This is a genomic window from Streptomyces sp. NPDC037301, from assembly GCF_055602785.1.
Map to the genome: position 1 here is coordinate 28,593 of NZ_JBVJWD010000051.1, position 20,694 is coordinate 49,286.

At 68.8% G+C, this 20,694-nt stretch carries 24 protein-coding genes and 3 pseudogenes; 17 read left to right on the forward strand and 10 right to left on the reverse strand.

Annotated features, from left to right (window positions below; all coding sequences use genetic code 11):
• Window positions 1-98 precede the first annotated feature (98 nt).
• On the forward strand, window positions 99-575 hold the full coding sequence (locus ACZ7IB_RS40805) for a hypothetical protein (RefSeq protein WP_405681931.1): 477 nt from the start codon (window positions 99-101) through the stop codon (window positions 573-575).
• 359 nt (window positions 576-934) lie between these two features.
• Here the strand turns inward: ACZ7IB_RS40805 and ACZ7IB_RS40810 are convergent, their stop codons facing one another.
• Window positions 935-1,645 carry a hypothetical protein gene (locus ACZ7IB_RS40810; protein ID WP_470919754.1) on the reverse strand — a complete coding sequence of 237 codons (711 nt, stop codon included), beginning with the start codon at window positions 1,643-1,645 and terminating at the stop codon, window positions 935-937.
• A gap of 260 nt (window positions 1,646-1,905) precedes the next feature.
• On the opposite strand from ACZ7IB_RS40810, the gene ACZ7IB_RS40815 reads away from it, so the two are divergent.
• Both ACZ7IB_RS40815 and ACZ7IB_RS40820 read left to right on the forward strand, forming a co-directional pair.
• Entirely contained in the window at window positions 1,906-2,376 is a 471-nt protein-coding gene (locus ACZ7IB_RS40815) for a hypothetical protein (RefSeq protein ID WP_470919755.1), read from the forward strand.
• Between the two features lie 35 nt (window positions 2,377-2,411).
• On the forward strand, window positions 2,412-3,428 hold the full coding sequence (locus ACZ7IB_RS40820; protein ID WP_470919756.1) for a tetratricopeptide repeat protein: 1,017 nt from the start codon (window positions 2,412-2,414) through the stop codon (window positions 3,426-3,428).
• A gap of 16 nt (window positions 3,429-3,444) precedes the next feature.
• On the opposite strand, the gene ACZ7IB_RS40825 is transcribed toward ACZ7IB_RS40820, so the two are convergent.
• The 3 genes from ACZ7IB_RS40825 to ACZ7IB_RS40835 all read right to left on the reverse strand — a co-directional run bounded on the left by ACZ7IB_RS40825 (window position 3,445) and on the right by ACZ7IB_RS40835 (window position 5,891).
• Entirely contained in the window at window positions 3,445-3,966 is a 522-nt protein-coding gene (locus ACZ7IB_RS40825; protein ID WP_470919758.1) for a hypothetical protein, read from the reverse strand.
• Window positions 3,963-4,262, reverse strand: coding sequence for a hypothetical protein (locus ACZ7IB_RS40830; protein WP_470919759.1), 300 nt, complete (start codon window positions 4,260-4,262; stop codon window positions 3,963-3,965). Before ACZ7IB_RS40830 ends, ACZ7IB_RS40825 begins: the two co-directional genes overlap by 4 nt.
• Window positions 4,263-4,346: 84 nt before the next feature.
• Window positions 4,347-5,891 carry an FMN-binding glutamate synthase family protein gene (locus ACZ7IB_RS40835; protein WP_470919761.1) on the reverse strand — a complete coding sequence of 515 codons (1,545 nt, stop codon included), beginning with the start codon at window positions 5,889-5,891 and terminating at the stop codon, window positions 4,347-4,349.
• 361 nt (window positions 5,892-6,252) lie between these two features.
• Here ACZ7IB_RS40835 and ACZ7IB_RS40840 point away from each other — a divergent pair, with 361 nt between their 5' ends.
• Complete coding sequence (locus ACZ7IB_RS40840; RefSeq protein ID WP_470919763.1) at window positions 6,253-6,885, forward strand: hypothetical protein; 633 nt, start codon at window positions 6,253-6,255, stop codon at window positions 6,883-6,885.
• Between the two features lie 532 nt (window positions 6,886-7,417).
• Here the strand turns inward: ACZ7IB_RS40840 and ACZ7IB_RS40845 are convergent.
• Window positions 7,418-8,638: an MFS transporter gene (locus ACZ7IB_RS40845; protein ID WP_470919764.1), complete on the reverse strand. Its 1,221-nt coding sequence runs from the start codon at window positions 8,636-8,638 to the stop codon at window positions 7,418-7,420.
• 159 nt (window positions 8,639-8,797) lie between these two features.
• Between ACZ7IB_RS40845 and ACZ7IB_RS40850 the strand changes: the two genes are divergently transcribed.
• Window positions 8,798-9,619 (forward strand): helix-turn-helix transcriptional regulator, encoded by an 822-nt coding sequence (locus ACZ7IB_RS40850; protein ID WP_470919765.1) that lies wholly within the window; start codon window positions 8,798-8,800, stop codon window positions 9,617-9,619.
• Window positions 9,620-9,759: 140 nt separating this feature from the next.
• Complete coding sequence (locus tag ACZ7IB_RS40855) at window positions 9,760-10,083, forward strand: hypothetical protein (RefSeq protein ID WP_470919767.1); 324 nt, start codon at window positions 9,760-9,762, stop codon at window positions 10,081-10,083.
• 277 nt (window positions 10,084-10,360) lie between these two features.
• Here ACZ7IB_RS40855 and ACZ7IB_RS40860 read toward each other — a convergent pair whose 3' ends face one another.
• Window positions 10,361-10,792, reverse strand: a complete 432-nt coding sequence (locus ACZ7IB_RS40860; RefSeq protein ID WP_470919768.1) for a hypothetical protein — start codon at window positions 10,790-10,792, stop codon at window positions 10,361-10,363.
• Window positions 10,793-10,864: 72 nt separating this feature from the next.
• Here ACZ7IB_RS40860 and ACZ7IB_RS40865 point away from each other — a divergent pair, with 72 nt between their 5' ends.
• On the forward strand, window positions 10,865-11,500 hold the full coding sequence (locus ACZ7IB_RS40865; RefSeq protein ID WP_470919770.1) for a TetR/AcrR family transcriptional regulator: 636 nt from the start codon (window positions 10,865-10,867) through the stop codon (window positions 11,498-11,500).
• A gap of 51 nt (window positions 11,501-11,551) precedes the next feature.
• Window positions 11,552-11,734 (forward strand): hypothetical protein, encoded by a 183-nt coding sequence (locus ACZ7IB_RS40870; RefSeq protein WP_470919786.1) that lies wholly within the window; start codon window positions 11,552-11,554, stop codon window positions 11,732-11,734.
• Window positions 11,735-11,857: 123 nt separating this feature from the next.
• Here ACZ7IB_RS40870 and ACZ7IB_RS40875 read toward each other — a convergent pair.
• A pseudogene (locus ACZ7IB_RS40875) lies at window positions 11,858-12,396 on the reverse strand (transposase domain-containing protein); the annotation flags it as partial.
• A 142-nt stretch (window positions 12,397-12,538) separates the two neighbouring features.
• On the opposite strand from ACZ7IB_RS40875, the pseudogene ACZ7IB_RS40880 reads away from it, so the two are divergent.
• The 3 genes and pseudogenes from ACZ7IB_RS40880 to ACZ7IB_RS40890 form a co-directional block, all read left to right on the forward strand.
• Window positions 12,539-12,706: pseudogene (locus ACZ7IB_RS40880) on the forward strand (IS110 family transposase); the annotation flags it as partial.
• A 1,016-nt stretch (window positions 12,707-13,722) separates the two neighbouring features.
• Window positions 13,723-14,046: a hypothetical protein gene (locus ACZ7IB_RS40885; protein WP_470919771.1), complete on the forward strand. Its 324-nt coding sequence runs from the start codon at window positions 13,723-13,725 to the stop codon at window positions 14,044-14,046.
• 5 nt (window positions 14,047-14,051) lie between these two features.
• On the forward strand, window positions 14,052-14,567 hold the full coding sequence (locus ACZ7IB_RS40890) for a hypothetical protein (protein WP_470919773.1): 516 nt from the start codon (window positions 14,052-14,054) through the stop codon (window positions 14,565-14,567).
• Between the two features lie 190 nt (window positions 14,568-14,757).
• On the opposite strand, the gene ACZ7IB_RS40895 is transcribed toward ACZ7IB_RS40890, so the two are convergent.
• Window positions 14,758-14,940 (reverse strand): hypothetical protein, encoded by a 183-nt coding sequence (locus ACZ7IB_RS40895; protein WP_470919774.1) that lies wholly within the window; start codon window positions 14,938-14,940, stop codon window positions 14,758-14,760.
• On the opposite strand from ACZ7IB_RS40895, the gene ACZ7IB_RS40900 reads away from it, so the two are divergent.
• The 6 genes from ACZ7IB_RS40900 to ACZ7IB_RS40925 all read left to right on the forward strand — a co-directional run bounded on the left by ACZ7IB_RS40900 (window position 14,927) and on the right by ACZ7IB_RS40925 (window position 19,979).
• Entirely contained in the window at window positions 14,927-15,205 is a 279-nt protein-coding gene (locus ACZ7IB_RS40900; protein WP_470919776.1) for a hypothetical protein, read from the forward strand. The two genes, ACZ7IB_RS40895 and ACZ7IB_RS40900, sit on opposite strands and share 14 nt — an antisense overlap.
• Before the next feature lie 432 nt (window positions 15,206-15,637).
• Window positions 15,638-16,297, forward strand: a complete 660-nt coding sequence (locus tag ACZ7IB_RS40905) for a DUF4232 domain-containing protein (RefSeq protein ID WP_470919777.1) — start codon at window positions 15,638-15,640, stop codon at window positions 16,295-16,297.
• A gap of 353 nt (window positions 16,298-16,650) precedes the next feature.
• Window positions 16,651-17,823 carry a tyrosine-type recombinase/integrase gene (locus ACZ7IB_RS40910; RefSeq protein ID WP_470919779.1) on the forward strand — a complete coding sequence of 391 codons (1,173 nt, stop codon included), beginning with the start codon at window positions 16,651-16,653 and terminating at the stop codon, window positions 17,821-17,823.
• A 228-nt stretch (window positions 17,824-18,051) separates the two neighbouring features.
• Window positions 18,052-18,444 carry a hypothetical protein gene (locus ACZ7IB_RS40915; protein WP_470919780.1) on the forward strand — a complete coding sequence of 131 codons (393 nt, stop codon included), beginning with the start codon at window positions 18,052-18,054 and terminating at the stop codon, window positions 18,442-18,444.
• Entirely contained in the window at window positions 18,422-19,726 is a 1,305-nt protein-coding gene (locus ACZ7IB_RS40920) for a hypothetical protein (RefSeq protein WP_470919781.1), read from the forward strand. Before ACZ7IB_RS40915 ends, ACZ7IB_RS40920 begins: the two co-directional genes overlap by 23 nt.
• Window positions 19,727-19,748: 22 nt before the next feature.
• The gene (locus tag ACZ7IB_RS40925; RefSeq protein ID WP_470919782.1) at window positions 19,749-19,979 is read left to right on the forward strand and encodes a hypothetical protein; all 231 of its coding nucleotides are present in this window, start codon (window positions 19,749-19,751) and stop codon (window positions 19,977-19,979) included.
• Window positions 19,980-20,020: 41 nt separating this feature from the next.
• On the opposite strand, the gene ACZ7IB_RS40930 is transcribed toward ACZ7IB_RS40925, so the two are convergent.
• Entirely contained in the window at window positions 20,021-20,158 is a 138-nt protein-coding gene (locus ACZ7IB_RS40930; RefSeq protein WP_470919784.1) for a hypothetical protein, read from the reverse strand.
• A gap of 430 nt (window positions 20,159-20,588) precedes the next feature.
• A pseudogene (locus ACZ7IB_RS40935) lies at window positions 20,589-20,694 on the reverse strand (transposase); the annotation flags it as partial.

A 20,694-nucleotide genomic window follows, 5' to 3' on the forward strand; every position in this document is an offset into this window, starting at 1 on the left:
GAAAGTGAGCCAGAACCCGAGTTTTGACAGCACCGGGCTCCGTGGGGGTCTGCCAGGCCCGCAGAGTGCTGTCAGCGGCTGGGGCTAGGGTCCCTGATGTGAGTGACTACTACGACCTGTTCCTGGCGGTGGACCTGACGCCGGACCTGCCCGAGCCGGTGCTTCTGGAACTGAGGTGGCTCCTGGGGCAGGCGGACATGCCGACAGAGTTGAAGTCGACCGACTGGGAGTCATGGGGCGGTCCCTGGCAGGCCTTCGACGGTGGCTCGGCGAGCCACTCGTTCGACGGGGCCGATGTCTCCCTGCTGGTCCGTGCCACGGACAGGCCGAACCTGGACGGCAGCGAACCGTGGGCCCTGACCGTCCGGACGTGCGTCCACGAGGACGACTTCGGGGTGACGATGGACGTCGTCGGGTGGCTTCTTCGACACGCGACCACGCAAGGGTGGGTCGGGTTCGTCCGTGACTCCGGCCTGGGCCAGGTCCAACATCTCGTGCGCCACGCAGATGGCTTCGATCTTGTCGATGTCCGCCCGGCCGGCCAGCAGAAGTGTGTTCCCTGGTCATCGCGGTAGCCCGTCTCCAGGCGGGGCATGCGGAACGACTGGAAAGGTCAGCTGGCGGTGTTCTCGGCTCGGGATCGCGGCGTACAGCTCGACCTTCGACATCTGCGGCTGACCAGGGCCTTTCGGAGCATCTTGTCTGTAAGCACTTGTTTTGGGACCAGCGGAGCAAGTTCTTTTGGCTCCACTTCGGGGCTGATGGGGGCGTGCGGAAGGGCGCTTCACGCCCCTGTAGCAAGTTGATTTGGCCCCACCTCGATCGAGTGGTTCCGCTGGCCGGGGGGGTGGGACGGTAGTTTTGGGGTAGCGGTCAGACCCGTGAGCGTGCCCCCGACGGTGTCAGTGGTGTCCATCGGGGCCCTGGGCCTGGTTCAGCCCTGCAGCCAGATCCGCAGCGGAGCGACCGGCTGGAAGCCGTGGCGGACGGCGGCCGCCAGATCCTGCCCGTGCTCATAGCCGACCACGGGCAGGCTGGGAAACAGTCGGTGCACCGCGTCCAGCACGACCGGCCAGGCCGCGTCAGGGCCGCCGTCCAGGGCGAAGACATTGGAAATTCCGACCACATGGTCGCTGCGGCTGGCCACCGCTCCGGCAATCACCCGGCCGTCAGGTGACTGTCCGGCGAGAACGAAGGTGGCCGGGTCGTCGAGCAGTTCGGGCCGGAAGAGGTCCGCGCTGCCGGCCCCGCCGTCCCAGGCGCGCGCCCAGGCGCGCAACATGTCCGGGTCACCCGCCACGTCCCAGGCAAGATCTGAAGTGATGGCGGGCGCACTCGCCGGGCGGTGAATCCACTGCGCCTCGAACAGCACCTGGAAGCCAGCCTCCGTCAGGTCGAGGTCGGCGAAGCTGTCCTTGACGGAGGCGCCGGGCGCGGTGATGTCGATCCGTTCTACCAGCGCGACCGGGTCGGCACCCGGCACCAGCGTCACCGCGTCGGGGTAGTACAGCGGCGTGCGGGCCGGGGCCGCCCAGGCTTGTGTCCCGAACTCGCTCGCCACGTCGTGCGATCGGCTCATCGCCGCGCACCACTCGGCGTTGTTGCGGGCGGCAATCTGGACCATGAGCTGCTTCGGCGTCGTCACGAGTGCGGAGCATGCCCCGCCCCGAGTAAATCCGTCGAGCGGTTTTCCTCTGCCTGCTGACGGACGCTCCGCCCGACGGTGGCAGAACCCACTTACGTTCTCCTGGCAGATGACAGCCCACTGGAGCCAGATCAACTTCGTACATCGCTGGGGCCACTTCGGGCTCTCGCAGCGGAGCCCAAAGAAGTGCTTACAAACACCGGTCGCGGCGGGAGAGATGGGCGTGGTTCGTCCGCTCGTCTCACTTGTGGAGGTGGCTGGTGCCGTCGGTGCTCGGTTTACTGGAGGCCCGGGAGAAGAAGGTCCGGGAAGAGATCGCGCTGTTGCGGGAGGAGGCCGAGCAGGTGCAGGTCGTGCTCGGTGAGGCGGAACGCGCGCTGCAGCGGCTGGTGGATGCCCGTGCAACGGTGGCAGAGGTGCTGGCCGAGCCGCCTTCCGTGGTGGCGGAACCGGCGCGGAGTGCGGTGGCGGGCTCGCCCGTGCCGCGGCAGGCGGAGCGCATGGCGGCGTCGGCCCTCGCGCCGGACTACCAGCGGATCGTGTCGGTGCTGGAATCGGGAGCGGGCCGGGAGGGCATGCGCTGCCGGCAGCTGGCCGTGGCCCTGGGGCTTCAGGCGGTCCCGGCGAAGGCCGAGGGGCTGCGGCCGAAGGCGAAACGTCTGGTGGAGCGGGGGTGGGCCCTAAAGGCGCGGCCGGAGTTGTTCACCGCGCTCGCGGCGCCGGCCGGCTGAAGGCACCTGGGCGGTGTCCGGCCAGGCGGCCACTCATGAGCATGGTCATCGACCACAGCAAAATGGCCTCGTGCGTGGCGGGCAGGATCTCGACATCGCGCACCGGGCGGCGCGAGCGCATCAGCCAGCTCAGCGATCTCTCCACCACGCACCTGCCCGGGAGCACCACGAAGCCCGTCGTTGTAGCCGCGGCCGAGCTACTGGAGGGCTGGGGCCGGGGCGACGAGGCGATCGCCCTGCTGCGCACCGGCAGCACCACGCTGCTCAAGAACCGTGAGCAACTGGCCGCGCTGCTGGCACGGCACGGCCGGCTCGACGAGTTTCGGGCAGCTGCGGCGACTGATGACTCGGGGTACGCCGTACAACGGCTCGCGAGGTTGCTGGAGGAGCGCGGCGACGTGGAGGGGGCGATCGCGGCATACCGGCAGGCCGACGGACCCGTGGCCCACGACCCCAATTCGGCTTTCGAGCTCGCGCAGCTCCTGGCCCGGCACGGCCGGGGGAACGAAGCGATCGACGTGATGCGCGTCCAGGCCGACGCCCGCAACGGGGACGACTGGATCCTCCATACTCTGTCCGACCTGTGCCTCGACCAGGGCCGCCCCGAGAACGGCCTGGCTCACCTCGACGCCCTCGCCGCCGCCCGCGGGGGCGAGGAGGAGTGGGACCTGTACTGGATACGGCTGCCGCTGATCGCCGCCCGCGACGGCGTCGACGAAGCGATCGCACAGGCCCGCTCCCATCCCGAGGGCGCCACCTCGTACGCGGCGCCGCACATCGCCGAGCTGCTCGCCGGCGCCGGACGCACCGAGGAGGCCGTCGCCGTCCTCGAACAGCACGCCTCCACAAACAGCCATGACCTGGCCGGCTACCTCATCGACCTCGGCCGCGTCGAGGACGCCCTGGCCGTCCTCCAGCGGCGCATCCCCGGCCGCCCGAGCTGTCGGACGGCACCTGGCACGACGATCCCCCGTTCTGAGGCCCTGCCCGGTTCAAGCCGCTGGGTAGCGTCCCGTCACCTGGAGAGCGGTGTGCCGGTTGCCCGGGGTTGACCTGCGCCGTCGTTAATCAGCCGGGTGTTCCGGTCCGGCGGGCTTCGAGGTAAGCACTCCGGTCGGTGGCGGCGCGTCGGCGCCACTGCTGGGCGGTGATGACGTGTAGGCCGAGCATGGGGGCGAGGACAGCGGGCGGCAGGTCCTGGGCGAGCTGGATCAACGCGGTGGTGCGGGCCGGCCGGATGGGGATGTGGTGGGCGGCCAAGCGCCGGGCGAGAACGGCACCGGAGATGTGCCGGCCGGGCCGGATGCCAGGGAAGAGCCACCGGTGGGGTGAGTTCGCGGCCCAGCCAGAGGGCGGGGGTTGGTCCGCGAGTTCAGCCAGGAGGCGGGCGAGGGGTTCGGGCAGACGGATCGGGGTGCGGTCGAGGATCCGGCGGCGCGGACATCCAGGGGCAGGTTGGTGTCGGTCAGGCACTGCTGGAAGCGTTCCCAGTGAGTCGCGGACCTCGTAGCGAGTGCTCGGGTTGCCTGCGAGCCAGGCGTCGACCTCATGCTGGGTGGCATCGGCCAGCGTGAGTCCCTGTTCTTTCACGACGGTAAGGAAGACCGCGGCCTGGTTGATCCGGGTGTAGGCCCAGCGGTGCGGCGCTTGGACCCGGCCGGGCGCTGTGCGGCCCTGCGGGCACGTGGCAGCAGCGACCAGCGTACGTAGGGCCGCAGGAGCAAGGCGTGCTCGGGGCTGCGTTTCGCGACGCGGGCGAGGTGGCGCTCGATGCGGGCGGCGAGCTCGTCACGTTCGGGTAGTGCCTGGTAGGTGACGAGGACACCGCGCAGATAGTCGACGCTCTGGGCTCCTCCGCGGCCGCCGCCTTGGGCCACCGCGTCCAAGTCGTCGTGGGCCAGCGGCTGGCCAGTGGCGAAGAGATCGGACCGCCCGACCTCGCAGATCAGGCACTGGCAACTCGTCGCACGTCAGCCGACAGGCTTCTGGAGAGGGGTCGGTTTGGCGGTGAGCAGCGCGGTGATCTCCTGGGCGAGCTCCGGGCCGAGTTCGCCCCAGCCGTCCTTGTAGCCGTAGACGCTCGCCAAGGTGCGGGCGTCGTAGTCGCCGTTCATGATCTCGATGTCGGTGGTGGTGATGAGTGCCGGGTGGGCGACGCCGACAGCTCCCGAGACCTTCAGCAGCTCCTTACGCAGGGTGCGCAGGTAGACAGCGGCCCGGGTGGCCTTCGAGGGCGCGTCGACGCCGCGCACCAACCACGGGTCCTGGGTGGCGATGCCGGTGGGGCACTTGTCGGTGTGGCATTTCTGCGCCTGGATGCAGCCGATGGACAGCATTGCCTCGCGGGCGACGTTGATCATGTCGACACCCAGGGCGAAGGCGACGACGGCGTTCTCGGGCAGGCCGAGCTTGCCGGAGCCGATGAAGGTGAGGTCGTCGGTCAGACCCCGCTCGGCGAACGTGCTGTAGACGCGGGAGAAGCCCATCCGGAACGGCAGCGACACCGAGTCGGTGAAGATCAGGGGAGCCGCCCCGGTGCCGCCCTCGCCTCCGTCGATGGTCACGAAGTCGACCCCGCGATCACCACGCGCCATCAGCGTGGCCAGCTCCTGCCAGAAGCTCATCTCCCCCACAGCGCTCTTGATCCCGACCGGCAGACCGGTCTCGGTAGCAAGCAGCTCCACGAAGTCGAGCATCGAGTCGACGTCGTGGAACGCGGTGTGCCGAGAGGGGGAGGCGCAGTCCTTGCCGGCCGGGATGCCGCGGATCTTGGCGATCTCGGGGGTCACCTTCGCGCCCGGCAGCATCCCACCGAGCCCCGGCTTGGCGCCCTGGGAGAGCTTGATCTCTATCGCCTTGACCGGGGCGCCTGCGACCACGTCCTTGAGCTTGTCGAGGTTGAAGGTGCCGTCCTCGTTGCGGCAACCGAAGTACGACGTCCCGATCTGGAGGACGAGGTCACCGCCGTTGCGGTGGTACTGCGAGAGGCCGCCCTCGCCCGTGTTCTGCATCGCGCCGGCCAGCGCCGCGCCCTTGTTGAGCGCCGTGATGGCCGCGCCGGAGAGCGATCCGAAGCTCATCGCCGAGATGTTCACGACGCTCGTCGGCCGGAACGCCTTGGCGCGCCCGCGCGGGCCGCCCAGCACCTTGGCCGAGGGCAGCGGGCCCTGCGGGTCGTGCAGATCGGGCAGCGTGCCGGCGAACGTCCGCTGCTTCACGTACGCGTGCCCTTGCACGTGCTCAACGTCTACGTCGGTTCCGAACCCGAAGTAGTTGTTCTCTTCCTTCGCCGACGCATAGATCCAGGTGCGCTGGTCACGGCTGAACGGGCGCTCTTCCTCGTTGGACGTCACGACGTACTGCCGCAGCTCCGGCCCGATCGTCTCCAACAGGTACCGGGCGTGCCCGATCACGGGAAAGTTCCTGAGCAGTGCGTGCTTCTTCTGGACGAGGTCGCGGGCAGCCACCAGCGCCAATGCTGTTGCGGCGGCCGCGCCGATGCTCCGAGCGCGCATGAACGTTCCTCTCCTCGGCTGCTCGATACCCGACTCCATCGCTGTGCGGCGGACGTCGTGGGCGTTGGGCGGCGGACACGGCCAGGCAGGCATCGGCGTCCGACGACGAAACGCCACATGATGTTAGAGGTCGCGCGGATGGGCGGACGAGGCAGGGTGCGTGAGTCCGGCTCCGGTCTTGGCGCTCGTGCGGGGCCGGGACGCTTCTCCAAGGAGTTCAATGCTCGGAGAACACCAAGAGCAGGCGCGCCGCCCAGCGGCCCTTCCCACCTCCTTCTCCGGGGCAGAGGGCGGCAGGGTGTGCTGAGCATGAGTACGCGTGCTCATGCGTGATGGCAGGCTGTTCCGTGAGCGTGTGTTCATGACGCTGAACAGAGTTCTTACGGGCATGGCGGCGGCAGCGCTCGCGGTGGTGGCGCTGGCTGCGTGCGGCAGCGAGCAGGCCGGGGGACGGCAGCAGAACACCGCGAACAGCGTGGGCACACAGGCGGCTACCAGCCCGAGCCCGGATGCGCAGGTCGCGTCTATGGAAATGCTGGAGCGGGTGGGTGCGCCGTGCGTGCCGGATGCCCCGGCGGCGACGGAGTCGGATGATCCGCGCCCGGGTGAGCATCCGCCCACGCGGCCGAGTGAGCTGCTGCCAGTGGACGAGAAGCCGCCCACGGACGTGCCGTCCCCCACTGCTACGCCTGAGCAGCCCAAGCTGAATGGGGTGGAGGCGTGTGAGGGACGTGAGCATGGCAAACGCATAACCAAGGTGCTGACGGGCCTGAACAAGCCCACCACGATTCAGGTGAGGCAGAAGCTGAACAAGCTCGGCTACATCGACTCCCGCATCCACAGTCTGAAGGCCGAGCGGGGCGTGGTGCGCTTCTACCTGGACTTGCGGATGATGGGCGGGCAGCTCGCGCTCAAGGGAGCTGCGGCCGGGAAGAAGACCACGGTGGGGGCGTTCGCGCACCCGGCGGAAGGCGCGTTCAAGCCGGGCAAGTAACGGCGCTCAGTGGGGCACCGGTGGGGACAGCTTCAGCCTGCCCCCGCTGATGCCCCTTCCGCTTGCCCCAGGCAGGCCCCCGGGGGATACCCGGGGAGCCGCCTCCGCCGGCGACCACTGACCGGCTCACCTGAGCGGCAAAGGAGACGTGGGCCACGATGACCCGTAGCGCCTGCTCGCTCCACACCCGCCCGGAGCGGTACACGTCGCGCCGTACGACCGTCTCCCCCGCTTTGAAGCTCTCCACCGGTTCCTCCTCCACGACGGCCCGGCCGGGACGTCCGGCAAGCGCGAGCACCACCTCAGCCCACCCCGACCAGGAAAAAAACACCCCTGACCAGCCAAAACGCACCCGGTCCTTTAGATCCAGACGCTACATACAACAACCCAGAACCATCTCAACAAGACTGAAACACCCCCCAGGCCAACCCACACACGCCCCCTCACCAGCCCCCACCACCCACTTCTCGATAAACCATCAACACCCCAGCCCATACGCCATCCAACACACCAACTAACCACCCCTCCAGCGTCAGCAGCTCCGGTAGCGGGCGCGGCCCACAGCGGCGGTGACCGTCAGCGGGACGGTGAGGACCGCAGCCGTCAGGAACATTCCCTGGTACGCGTGGTGTTCGGCGGGCCCGGCGGCGAAAGCGCTGGCCAGGGCGCTGCCGACGTAGAGAGCCAGGCCGAACATTGCGACGCCGGTGGCGCGGGCCGCCGGGGAGAGGCCGGTGGCCCAGGACTGGATCGTGGAGTGCATGAACGACCAGCCGCCGCCGAGCAGCAGCGTGCACGCCACCAGCGCGGGCACCGACCGGCTGGCCGCGGCGAGGCCGAACGCCACCGCCATCTGCACCCCGCCGACCACGATCAGCCGTACCGGTGTCCAGCGCCCGACCAGCCGCTTGACCGTCTGCGCTGCGGCCATCGAGCCCACGCCGTACAGCGCGGACACCGCACCGGCCAGCGTCGCCGAGGCGCCCTGGGCCTCTAGGGCCGGTGCGATGTACGTCAGGAAGCCCAGCAGGACGGCGCCTTCGAGCATCGCGACGGCCATGACGTACCACTGCCAGCGGGAGCGCAGGACGACCTTGAACGGGGCCAGCAGCGCACCGGGCGCCGCGCGCGGCGGCTCCGGCAGCCGGCGCAGGGCGACGGCCAGGTAAGCGGCGATCAAGCCGGGCAGGGCGAAGACCAGGCGCCAACTGACGTAGTGCGCCAGCGCTCCGGCAACGATGGTGGCCACAGCGGTGCCCAGTGCGAACGCGGTCATCAGCTCGCTGAGCGGGCGCTGACGGACCGGAGCGGGCACGGTGTCACCGATGTACGTGATGGATGCGGCGATGGACGCGGCGAAGAACGCGCCGGCCGCGGCGCGCGCCACGATCAGCACGGTCGCGTCGGGTGCGATCACCGAGCAGAGTGCGGCGACGGCGGCCCCGGTCAGCGAGATCCGCATCACCCGCACCCGGCCGAGACGGTCGCTCACCAGACCCCATACCGGCTGCATCAGGCCGTAGGCGAGGAAGTAGCCGCTGGCGGCGAGCATCACCGTGGGCAGCAAGACGCCGAGCTGGGTGCCGATGAGCAGCAGCATCGGGGTGATGCAGAAGCGGTCGAAGTTGCTGACGAAACCGGCGGCGCGCAACAGGCGCAGCGAGGCGGCGGACAGCGGCGGGGCGGTCGGGCCCGCGGTGGCGTTGGCCGGAGGGGGTGCGGGGGTGGTGCGGGCCGAGTCGGTGGTGTCCATGGGGCTCCTTGTGTCGTGCCTGCCGGTGCTTTCGGACCGGCAGCTCCAGCTCACCACCGCGGGCGATCACGGTGGCCCCGTAGCCGATTACCCTTGCTCACACCCTGTGGGCATGGTGCCAAGCCCCGGGGCGGATGGGTGTCACAAGGGGGACGGGGTATGAACGGCGGCGGACTCAACGGTCCGGGCCGCGAACTGGGCGCGTTTCTGCGCTCTCGCCGCGAGCGGCTGGCGCCCGCTGATGTGGGGTTGCCCGGCTCACCACGGCGCCGTACCCCGGGGCTGCGGCGCGGGGAGGTCGCGGAGCTGGCCGGGATCAGCAGTTCCTGGTACGCGTGGCTGGAGCAGGGCCGGGTTCGTACGTCGGAGCAGGTGCTGCGGTCGGTGGCGCGGGCGTTGCGCCTCGACCCGGACGAGACCGCGCATGTGATGTCGTTCGTGGAGCACGCTGCGCCGTCCGAGCAGCCGCCGGGGTGGGTGTCGCGGAATCTGCTGTCGTTGGTGGAGTCGCTGGCGCCGAACCCGGCCGTGGTGCTCGACCCGCACTGGGACCTGCTGGCCTGGAACTCGGGGTACACGGCGCTGCTCACCGACCCGGCGCGGCTGGCGCCCAAGCAGCGCAATTTGCTGTGGCTGGTGTTCCGCTGGCCGCCGGCCCGTACGCTGCTGGCCAGTTGGGAGCCGGAGGCGCGGAGTCTGCTCGGCCAGTTCCGGGCGAAGGTGGCCCGGCATCCGGAGGACGGCCGGCACGCCGAGATCACCGAGGAGCTCCTTGCCGACCCGGACGCGGCGCGCTGGTACGGCCGCCGGGAGACCTCGGCGTTCCATCCCTCAGTACGCCATTTCCGGCACCCGGTGGCCGGTGATCTGCGGCTGCGGTACGTCAAGCTCGCCGCTGTCGACGAGCCGGGCCATCATCTGCTGGCCTACCTTCCCGACGACCGGGCGACGGAGGAGGCCCTGAGGATGCTCGTCGGATGAGCCGGTGCCCTTCGTGCGGGCGGGCGCGCAGGCAGCGGTGACGGCCCGACCGCGCCGGTGGGCTGCTGTCAGGCCGTCACCTTCACCGTCATCGGCGCACCGCGAGGACCGGTGCGTCGGGAGGTGAGTATCGGGAGGCGATGTCAGGACGTGAGCACCGCCTTCATCGCCGACCCGTCGGCGACCGCGGTGAGCGCGTCGGCGTGCCGCTCCAGCGGGAACGGCGTGACCAGGCTCGCCAGGTCGAAGCGGGCGGTGAGGGCTGGCAGCAGGCGGACGTATTCGACGAGATGGGCGCCGGTGAAGGCTCAGGAGCCGACGACGTCAAGCTGCCGGTGGATGATCTGGTGCGGGTTGATCAGGGTGTCCCCGGCGTCCGTGTACTGGCCGATGATCAGGTAGCTGCCGCCCCGGCGGCGAGGGTCTGGTCGCCGTCGGCGTTCTGCTGCGCGGCGGGCGTTTGATCGTGGGCGGTGTCCGGGGCGGAGGGTGTCGTGGTGGTGCTCGGTGCTGGGGCCGGTTCTGCTGTGCGGGACGGTGTCGGCGTGACGGCCGGCGATGCGGCCTGGTCGTCGTCTGATCCCTTATCGGCTTCCTGGTCCGGCGTGTGCTCGGGTGCCGGTGTCTTGTCGGCTTTGCCCCGCCGCAGGTCGCGGTGATCACGGTAGAGGCCCGCCGCAGTAGATCCGGCATTTACTGCGACATCATCCTGACGGGCAGCCAGGAAGCAGAAGTCCAATGTCAGGGTGCGCAGTTCTTTGCGCGGGTGTCCGAAGTCGGCTGCACGGAGGTGGCAGCTACCAGCAGTGCGGCGAACGCAATGGGAACTGCCGTCTGATATCCGATCCACACCTCGCCCCCGGCGCTGCTGCCCCGCCGTGCCATCAGCAGGCCGGTAAGCGTGGCCAGCACCCAGCCGCTGTCGTAGGCAACCATAAGCCGCGTGTATGTGAGCATCGGGCGGCTGCGCACATACCTGATCTCGATCCCGCCGCCGATCAGTAGGGCAACGCCGGAGACGACCATCAGCCAGGAGGGCACACCGAGCAGATCACCGAGTCGGGCAGCGCCAATGATGAAGGCGGCACCGAGCAGCACCTTGAAGGCGCCGTCGGCGATGACCCCCACTAACTGGCGTGTCGCTGGCGATGTCACAGCCTGAGTCTGCGTCATGAGCGTTCCTCCCTGATGCCTGTCCAACTTCCTGTTCCGTAATTCGATTACTACAATAACGGAACTATGAGAATGACGAGAGCCGAGACCAAGGAACGTAACCGCCGCGCCTTGCTGGATGCTGCGTTCCAGGTCGTCTCCCGAGACGGGTACCGCGCCAGGCTTGAGGAGATCGCCGAGCGGGCCGACCTGACCACCGGCGCTATCTACTCGCTGTTCGGCAGCAAGAACGGCCTGGTGGTCGCCCTGGTCACCCACTACCTGCGGCCGCACTACGAAGAGATCGAGCAGGCGATTCCCGCTGAAATGGATCTTCTTGAAGCGGTCGACGCCTTTGCCCGGTACTACCGGCGCAACTGTGACGCCGCTGACGCGCTGTCTGGCTTGTCGCTGCAGTTCACCCTGTTGGACATGGCCCTTCACGACCCCGAGCTAGGTTCCCAGCTTGCCGCATCCGTCCGGACACAGGAGAGCCACCTGATCGCGTTGTTCACCGGCAGATCACACAACGGGAACGTCGTGACGTCGCATCAGGCGCAACGTCTGGCTACCGCGCTCAGGGCACTGTTCGTCGGCCTCAGCCAGGGCGTCATGCTCGGCCTCGCCCACGGTGCCGACGAGCAGTACTTCGCCGACACCGCCTGCGCCCTGGCATCTAATGCGGCCTTCATCGATGCGGGCGCTCCTGAGCTTGACGGTTCGGAGTGATTACGGCGGCGCAGGCGCGAGGCCGACATATGCGGGTTTGCCCCTGCGGCCTTGCTGGAGTGGCCTCGCAGTAGGGCCATCGTCCGCCTGATCGGCGCCGTCCTGGCCGAGCAGAGCGACGAATGGGCTGAACAGCGCCGCTACATGGGACCCGAGATCCTCGGCCGCTGCCGCCTTCACCCGATCGAAGGAAACCCCGCCGAGACAACCGAGCCGGCAGCCCTCACCGCCTAGCTTTCGCAGTGGATCACCGAGTGGCCGTCGATACACCACGCCACCGGACGTGACCCACTGGCCCGGAACTACGCTGTCGAGATCAACTGCCGAACCTCCTTCAGGAAATTCACTCAATCTCGGCTCGCAAAGGGCCACGAGTTTCAGCATGGGGTAGCCCTCCTGACCGTAACGGTGCTTGAACCTGCCGAGCCAGCCGCAGACGCGGGGCCGGTCGGGGCCTTGGCGGAACTGCAGCCGTCGAAGGCGACCGTCCGCCAGCGTCGGTAACGCACCCCGGGAGTCTCTGGCCGGGCCACCGGGCCGGCCAGAATGGTGAAGAGCAGCTCCAGTGGGGCCGGCCCCAGTCGGCGGCGTATGTCCCGCAGGGCCTTCTCCGACGGTCTGCATGGGCATACCTGCTGCAGTCCGGCCGTGAGTTTGTCCCATACCCGCATGTACCCAAGGCGCGGGAACAGAGCCATGGCCAGCACGAAGTAGATGCCGACCCGTGAGGGCAGCATCCGCAGCCTCGTCTGCGTGGTCCCGGTCCGCTCCAGGACGTCGTCGACAAGCTCGAAGGGGACCTGCTGGGTCAACTCCCCGAGGTGCCCGGGGGCATAGAGGCCCTCGGCAACGATGGCCGTGCGGGTGAGCTGAGTGGTGGCAGACTGGTCGGACAACGGGACCTCTTTGGGCAGGAAGACCTTGGTCGGCTTCCTCGCTCCACCAGGGGTCCCGTCCTCGTGATCAACACTTGCCCGAATCCCACGGATCCGCTTGACAGACCCGTCATCAGGCTAACTACGCGGCATTGGCCTTTAGGCCTTCGCCACCCTTACTCATTCGAAGGGCGCCAATGCCCATTACCGGCGGCGTCGCGAGAACGGAGACTGGCATGCCCAGGCTCTGCGGCACCTGTTCAACCGCATGCTTGGTCAGCTCCACCACTGCCTATTGCACCGCTGCCAGTTCGATGAGGCCACAGCGTTCCCTGTTACTCCCGGACAGGGGTGGCGGCGACGTAGTGATCTTGCTCAGGCTGTGCGCCTCCAAATCTCATTCCAACGCTCGGTTCGAGCTAGAAGAACTTTCCGGTCGGCGGAGGTCGGGTGCGCGCTGAGACTCACCCCGCATCGTGCGCATAGCCGGTGCAGGAAGTGCCCGGACCTCCAACGAGTCGTCCCCTCGTCTGTGCCGCAGGCACGGCACAACGAGGACGCTGCTGTGGGCGGGATGACGGAACGGAGTATGCGTTCCACTACTTCCGGGAGCGGTTCGGTGGGGTGGAATTCCGGATTGGGACAGTAGGCCAGGCTCCCTTGCGAACCGCGTCCCTGGTCCCACCAGCTGCCATCGCTCCTGGGATGGCGAAGTCCAGTGTCCTTCTCTTGCCGACGGCGAGCCACGAACGCGGCCTCGCGCGCCAGCCAATGCTGGCGGGCCGCGTGAAGCTCCACCGCCGCGCGGACCAGCGAGGCCGGGTCCTTCTCCAGATCAGCAGGAATTCGTGCGCTACGACATAGGTGGTGATACGTGGCGCGAAAGCCATAAGGGGCGAAAGCGACGACACACGTCCGGAACGCGGCATGACGAGCACGAACGGGTTGGCTCGTGTCGTGCACGCGTCGACGATGAGCCTCAAAGCTGGCCACCCGCGTGAGAATACGGTCACGCTCACCAGCCCCGCATCCGACTATCGGCGACAGGGCTGTGCTCGTCCACCTTGACGTCTTACTGATGGTTTCAGAATGAAGCCGAGGCGGGCGTGCTCGATGCGCACACCCGGCCAAGTCGACGCTGGGAACACTGTGCCGGCACCGTCGGCACGTCGATCGACCAGCGGCTGCGCCTGGCCTTCACCGCGGCCGCGGCGAGGGCCTGCGGATGCGCGCGGTCGGCAACGAGCTCGCGGTACGCCTGACCGAGACGGTGCGGCACCTGGACCTCGACAACCGGGCCCTGCCCATCGCGACCGCGCCCAGGATGAGGAGGAGAACCTGGCCCGCATGCTCATCACCGCGGCCTGGTACCAGGTCCTCGCCCGCACATCCATCGGCTTCGCTTTCACCCCGCTCGCCAAGGTCGCCCTCGAGGACCCGGGCGCCTTCACCTTCACGCGGCCGCTGGAGCTCCCGCACCGCGACATGGTGGCCGACGTCGTTGCCCAACTCCACAAGGCCGCCCACGGGCCCCTGGGGCCCTGCGCGCCCACACCCGGCCCGAGGGCTGCCACGGTGGCCCGACGTTCACCGGCGCCCGCATCACGGCCGACGCCGATCTCTCCGTCGACGGCCTGTTGCTCGACTTCAAGAGCACCCGCCACCCGCTGAAGGAGATGTCCCAGCGCACCGCCTGGCAGCTGACCGGCTACCTCCTGCTCGATGCCGCCGACCAGTACCGGATCGACACCGTCGGCCTCTACCTGACCCGCTCCGGGGTCCTCGCCTCCTGGCCCGTCGAAGACTTCCTCGCCCTGCTCGGTGCCAGCCGCCGCGACCCCACCGAGCTGCGCGGCGTGTTCGCCGAACTGCTCACCGGCTGCCACGACCAGGCCGACGCCCCGTACTTCGCCACCCAGGAGGAGACCGAGCGCGTCCGGCAACTGTTGGAGCGCCTGGCGCCGGTCGCCGGTCCCGGGTGCTGCCCGGTCTGCGTCCAGCCCCTGCCCGACGCCACCCGCCGGCCCCGCACGTTCTGTACCGCCCGGTGCCGCAAGCGCGCCCAGGTCCTCCAGCGCCACGGGCTGCTGCCCGGCGGCCCGCGCCCGCTGCTCCCCGCACCGCGTAAGCAGCACCTGGACCTTCCCGACGACGCGGAGATGGTGAGCCTCACAGCCCATTTCCCCAGGTGATGGGGTGGATTGTGAAGGTGTGAGGCTGTGAGGAGCCGTGTGATACGGCCAGGCTCTACCCCGTCGTTCGCCCCGATTCCCATCACCGAAGAAGCCGCGCCGCCACTCCGGGCCTGTGGCTGCTGCCCGCAGCGCAGCATGTGCACGACCCAGGCGGTACACGGTGCTGTGACCGGGCACCGCCCGCACATCAACTGCGTTCGGCGACCACGGAGTCAAAGGTATCCCGCATCAGCCGGTCGATGGCGTCGGGCCGTTCGGCCAGGGAGTCGAAGAGATCGGCGAGCAGCCACAACACGAAGCTGTGCACCAAAGCCTCCTTCGGCGGGATCTGTCCGAACTGGTCGCGCCACGCCGCGGTGTCCATACCCATCGCCGCCGCCCTGGTCCGGCCCGCCGGTGCGGAGGACGATGGAGTCATGGGCGAGCACGACCAGGACCAGGACGACGTCGCCGAACCGGCGCGGCCGACGCTGACGACCGTGCAGGCCCGGGAGGTGACGGCAGGGCTGCGCGAGGCGATGGACGACGTCCGGCGCTCCGTGGCGGTGCTTGCCGCCCGGGTCCGGGACGCGCACACCGCCCGTGTCTGGGCACCCCTGGGCTACACCTCGTTCTCTGTTGGATCGACGTGTTGAAGCAGATTGAACAGGGGGATGCGTGCCGGGTTGGTGCTTCGGCTGGCGGGCATGCCACCGGTTGTGGTCAAGATTCGCCGAGTTACAGGTCTGTCCCAGTGGACTGCGGGCGTTGACGGGTGCGGAACGGCGGCGGGAACCGCCGTCCCGGCCGGCCGGCGGCGTGCCCCGGCGCGGCACGGCGCGCCGTGTCCGGCCCCTGTTTCCCTTGCCGGACGGCGGCAGGGAGCGGGTGCGGCAGGGGGCGGTGCGGGCGGGGTGTGCCCGGTGGTGGTGCGCGTTGTGCCTGGTTGTGCGTGTAACAGGGGTGTATTGGCGGGTGGTTGGGCGGAACGCCTCGCCGGGCCGGGCGGCTCTTGGCTATCAGAAACGCTCGCTCGTACCGACCGTGCCGAGCGGCCGACACCCCCCACCGACACTGAGGAAGAAACAATGCGCGTGCAGAAGCTCACCTTCGCAGCCCTGGTTGTCGCGAGTCTCTCGCTCACGGCCTGCCAGAACGGCGACGAGGACATGGGACAGAGCGACCCGTCGTCCGCGTCCACCGCGTCTTCCACGAGCGGCGGTTCGGGCTCGGACGGTTCGGATCAGGACGGCGGGAAGGACTCCGCCGGAAAGGGAACCGGCGGGCAGGGCACGACCGCCGGGACCGGCTCCAACGAGAACGGCAAGGTCGGCAAGTGCCGCACCGACGAGCTGGAGATCACGGCGACCGACAGCACCATCGACGGCGACCCCGATGGGACCGTCGCGGTGGAGCTGAAGAACGGCGGCGGCCGGGACTGCGTGCTCTCCGGGTACGCGGGCGTCGACCTGAAGACCAGCTCGGGGTCGCTGTCCGCGAAGCGCACCGGTGAGAAGGCCACCCCGATGACCCTCAAGGACGGGAAGTCGGTGTACTTCGGCATCAATTACCCGATCAACACGTCGGGCGGCTCCGGCGTCCGCATCACAGGGCTGGTGGTGACCCCGCCGGACGAGACGAAGTCGGTCACCCTCGACTGGCCGGGCGCCGACACGCTGCCCGTCACGGATGGTGCCGGCTCCGTGGTGAAGGTCGGCCCGATGGGGAGCGCCGGTCAGGGCGGCTGACCCGCACGTCCCAGGGTGCTCAGGCCGCACCTCGCCGCTGCCCGAGCACCCGCCAGTACGGAATGCAAAGCCCCCCAACACGCTGAACTCGACAGAGAAAGCAGCTGGGAGGCGTACTGCGACGCGGAGTTCGGCATCAGCCGCGCGCACGCGTACCGGCTGCTCGACGTCGCCCGCGCCCTGGGCACCATCCAGGCCGTCGCCGCCAGCACCGATCCGTCTCGCACGCTTTCCAGCCTGTGCTGTAACTGTTCGGAGCGTCCGTGGTGCCTGTGACCACGGACATCCCGTGCTCGTTTGCCGACCGGCGTCGTGGTGTTCGCCATGTCCAGGCAGGTCGGCACGGAGGCAACGTGGCACGCAGACTGTCAATCGGTCAGCTCAGGGTGCAGGAGATCATCCACCGGGACGGACGGCGGTCGTACACGATCGTCCAGCCGGCCGGTGGCGTACATGCGGGGGCCGAGCGGTTCCTGTCCCAGTACGCGGGCACGGGGTCGGAGCGGCCGTACGCGTATCTGCTCGTCGACCATCTGCGGTGGCTGGAGCATGAGGGCCTGGTCCCGGAGAGCGTCGGCTTCCGGGACCTTGAGCGGTACATGGGCGCGGTCGGGGCAAAGGTCGCCGCGCCGCTGAGGTCGCCGTGGCGGGTGGGCAGGCGCCCCTACGGCAACAGCTCGCTGTCCTCGGCGGCCTCGTGCCTGAAGGACTTCTACCTGCGCCAGGCCGAGCTGGGCATCACCAGCGCGCTGGCCGAGGCGCTCGACAAGCGGCGGATGCCGACCAAACAGGACCGGGACCGCGCCCTGCTGGGGCACATCATGAAGGACAAGGCGGCGAATCCGCTGGCGCCGCCAAGGATCCGTCGCCGGCATCCGAAGATGCTGCCGGACGGCGCCCGCGGGCTGCTGCTGCCGGTGGTGAGCTCGGCCCGCGACCGGCTGGTTGTCGAGTGGCTGAGCGACGGCGGCGTCCGCATCGGAGAGCTGTGTGGTCTGCATCTGTGCGATCTCCACCTGCGCGAAGGGGCGGGCTGCGGCGAGTGCCGTACTCCGCACGTCCACGTCTGTCACCGCGAGGGACTGCCCAACGGCGCCCGGGCGAAGACGAAGCGGCCCTGGGAGCTGGAGGACGTCACCATCCGGGGCGGCCTCATCAAGCGGGTCAGCCCGGCAATGGTCCACGCCTACTTCGACTACCTCACGGGCGAGTACCCCCGGGGCGCCTCCCACGGGATACTGCTGATCCAGCAGCACGGCCAGGACCGGGGCCTGCCCTGGGCTCCGGAAGGCGCCCGCAAGATGATCGGCCGGGCCGCGGCCCGGGCGGGCCTGGGCAAGGTCCGCCCCCATGCGTTCCGTCATTCCTTCGCGAATGCAGTCCTTGACGCCTCGGACGGCAACCTTGTGGTGACCCGGGATGCCGACGGCTGGGCCTCCACCCAAGTGATCGACGAGATCTACGCCCACGTGGACGTCAACGATCCCGTCTTCAACGCCGCGCTGCTGAAGGCATGGGGTGAGTGACGATGGGCTCGACGTCACCGCTCCGGCTGCTGGCCGACCCGGTCCGCGCCCGTCGCACTCGCGACAGGCTGGAAGTGCTGACCGCTCTGCTCGGCGGCCCGTCGGTCGATCCGCTCCACCGCGGCTCCGTGATCAAAATCCCCTCGGACCACCCCGTCCATGGCTGGGTCTGCAAGGTCGCCAGCTGCGGAAACGCCCAAACGTCACGCAGAGACATCTGCAGTCCCCATGAGAGGGAGTGGCTGCGCGCGGCGTGAAGGTGTCGCGCGTCGCGACTTCCTCAACGAGGCTGGGCCGGCCGAGGTCCGGCGGCCCGACCCTGAGGCGGGCACACTCGACGTCCGGGGACTACTGCCTCTGACCAGGGCCGAGTTCCAGTGGGGATTGTTCGCCCACACGCAGCAGGCATCCCGCTACGACTGGCACGCGAGAGAACTCCGCGCCGTCGTCCGCTTCCTCCAGGACCACCGCGTTGCATCGCTGTTCGATCTCGCGTCGGCTGGCGAGCATGTCCCCACCCGCTTCCCCGGCGTCCTGCGCGAAATCTCCACCGAACTGCGGATCCCACCGCTCCCGCAGCGACTTCGATCTCACGCAGGTGTCACAGCAGTGGCTGCGTGACCTTCTCTGGGGTCACCTCGCCGACCGGCTCCGATCGCCCCAGGGTCCAGCGCGCAGAGGGGGCCTGCTCTTCCACGACCGGCGCGCCTGCACCGAACTCAGCGCCTTCCTCGAAGCGGTGGCGCCGGGCGGCGGACACGATCCGACGCTCCTCACCGAGGAGCACATGCGCCGGTTCGTCGCCGACCACAACAAGCGCGTCCGGGAGGGCCTGCCGTCCCTGGCCATCCGGCTGGCGAACGGCAAGCCGTCCGTCATCACGGGTCACACCGGCCGGTTCACCTTCAACCACGCCCGCGCGATCTTGAGGAACGCGCTGGATAGCCGCGAGGCCGAGCGGATCGGCCTGCCGCAGGCGTTCATCACCGTGCTGCCCTACGGGAAGAAGCCCAGACGCAACCCGTTCCCCGACGAGGTCGCCCAAACCCTGTCCGACGAGGGGAACTTACAGCAGTTGGCGGACCGATACGACCCCGGCGACCTCGGCATCCGCGATGCCTGGGAAGCCCTCGTGTTCACCGGCCGACGCTGCACGGAAGTGCTGAACCTGCGGCTCGAATGCGTCAGCCGCCACGGCGGGCTGCCCCTCCTCTGGCACGACCAGACGAAAGTCGGCAACTACGGCGAGGCGATCCGGATCCCCGAACGGCTCTACCTCCGCATCAAGGAGCGTCAGCTGACGGCCATCGCACGCTTCGAGGACCGCCACGGCCGCCCGCCCACGCCGGCCGAGAAGAAGCAGATGGCGTTGTTCCCCACGCGCGACCGCAACCCGCACGGCCGGGACTCGATCGCCTACACCACCTTCCGTGACCGGTTCCAGCAGTGGATCAACGAGCTTGACCTTGGGCGATGTGCTGCCCACCAGGCCCGTCACACGCCGGCCATCATTCTGCTGCCGCACGGCGCGGGCCTGCACCACATGGCCGAGCACTATGCACGGGTCGCATCCTCCGAAATCGAGGATGTCCTGCATCACGTCTGGGTCGCTGGCCCGGGCTCCGCGCACCCGGGCAAGCTCCTCGCCTCGCCCAGCCAGGGTGGCATGAGCCGCGAGGCCGCCCGCGCGATGGCGGTGGATCTGTCCCGTCGCAGCACCCCCGCAGAGGGCGGGCTCTGCACCTTCCAGCCGGTCGTTCGCGGCGACGCCTGCCCCTGGGGGCTGAACTGCGAAGGGCGCGACAAGTTCGTCATGTCCGGTGCCGACCTTCTCTACTGGCGCCGGAAACGCGAGCAATGTGTGTTGACCGAACTAACTCATGCGTATTCGCAGGTCAGTTGAGGTTTCTGCTAGCTTCCCCGCCATGCCCGACGAACAGCGTCCCGGAAGGGACCTCAAGAGTTTCGTTTTGCCCGAGATCGGTCAGTTACTGGAGACCGATGCCCCTTGGGAACCCTGCCAGTTGATGGACCCGTTCGGGATGCCGGTCGAGCCGGCCACGGTGTACCTCAAGGACCTGGTGGCAGCGGACAGTTCACCGTTGACGCCACGCTCGTACGGCATGGACCTGCTGCGATGGTGGCGCTACCTGTGATTCTTCGGGATCGAGTGGGACCGCGCGACACGTGAGGACACTCAGGACTTCATGCTGTGGATGAAGCTGACGGACAGGCCGGTACGCGTCCACTGGCGCCACCGCGGCAAGGACCCCGCCGAGTTGTCCCAGCCGTCCCGGACCGGCAGACCGGCACCGGGAACGCCGAACCCGGTCACGGGCAAGCCCACCGTCGGCAAGAAGTACGCGCCCAACACCCGGGCACACTGCGAGACGGTTATCTATAGGTGTTGTAGGGCGTGAGGCACGTGCGAAGCGCTTGCCCAACTCTACGTCACTGAAAGGTATCTGATAGGTGATTGTCACATCTGTTACGTTCATCGGCATGCGGGTGTTCAAGGCCGAACGTGCCGTGTCCCCCGACGACGAGTCAGTGGCATGGGTGGTCGTCTCCGACTCCTACGAGCTCCACCAGGAGGCGTCGGCGTACTTGGCGTCGCTGCGGGCCCGGGACTGCTCGCCGAACACGGAGCGGGTGTACGCGGGCCGGGTCGCTCTGTACCTGTCGTACTGCGTCGCGAACGGATTGGACTGGACTGCGCCGGGGTTCGTCGCGCTGACGCGGTTCCTGCACAGGCTAGTGCCGCATCAGGCAACGCTTGCCCTGTCCACGACGGCGCGTAGGCGCCGGTGGTCGGCATGGCGGTTGCGCCAGATGATGTAGCGGCGGATCATGCTGCCCTGTTCCTTGTGG

Coding starts and splice junctions, on each gene's coding strand:
- ACZ7IB_RS40820 (WP_470919756.1), top strand. CDS start 2,412: ATGAGCATGGTCATCGACCACAGCAAAATGGCCTCGTGCGTGGCGGGC.
- ACZ7IB_RS40835 (WP_470919761.1), bottom strand. CDS start 5,891: ATGCGCGCTCGGAGCATCGGCGCGGCCGCCGCAACAGCATTGGCGCTG.
- ACZ7IB_RS40840 (WP_470919763.1), top strand. CDS start 6,253: ATGACGCTGAACAGAGTTCTTACGGGCATGGCGGCGGCAGCGCTCGCG.
- ACZ7IB_RS40845 (WP_470919764.1), bottom strand. CDS start 8,638: ATGGACACCACCGACTCGGCCCGCACCACCCCCGCACCCCCTCCGGCC.
- ACZ7IB_RS40850 (WP_470919765.1), top strand. CDS start 8,798: ATGAACGGCGGCGGACTCAACGGTCCGGGCCGCGAACTGGGCGCGTTT.
- ACZ7IB_RS40855 (WP_470919767.1), top strand. CDS start 9,760: ATGTCAGGACGTGAGCACCGCCTTCATCGCCGACCCGTCGGCGACCGC.
- ACZ7IB_RS40860 (WP_470919768.1), bottom strand. CDS start 10,792: ATGACGCAGACTCAGGCTGTGACATCGCCAGCGACACGCCAGTTAGTG.
- ACZ7IB_RS40865 (WP_470919770.1), top strand. CDS start 10,865: ATGACGAGAGCCGAGACCAAGGAACGTAACCGCCGCGCCTTGCTGGAT.
- ACZ7IB_RS40885 (WP_470919771.1), top strand. CDS start 13,723: ATGCTCATCACCGCGGCCTGGTACCAGGTCCTCGCCCGCACATCCATC.
- ACZ7IB_RS40890 (WP_470919773.1), top strand. CDS start 14,052: ATGTCCCAGCGCACCGCCTGGCAGCTGACCGGCTACCTCCTGCTCGAT.
- ACZ7IB_RS40895 (WP_470919774.1), bottom strand. CDS start 14,940: ATGGGTATGGACACCGCGGCGTGGCGCGACCAGTTCGGACAGATCCCG.
- ACZ7IB_RS40905 (WP_470919777.1), top strand. CDS start 15,638: ATGCGCGTGCAGAAGCTCACCTTCGCAGCCCTGGTTGTCGCGAGTCTC.
- ACZ7IB_RS40915 (WP_470919780.1), top strand. CDS start 18,052: ATGAGAGGGAGTGGCTGCGCGCGGCGTGAAGGTGTCGCGCGTCGCGAC.
- ACZ7IB_RS40925 (WP_470919782.1), top strand. CDS start 19,749: ATGCCCGACGAACAGCGTCCCGGAAGGGACCTCAAGAGTTTCGTTTTG.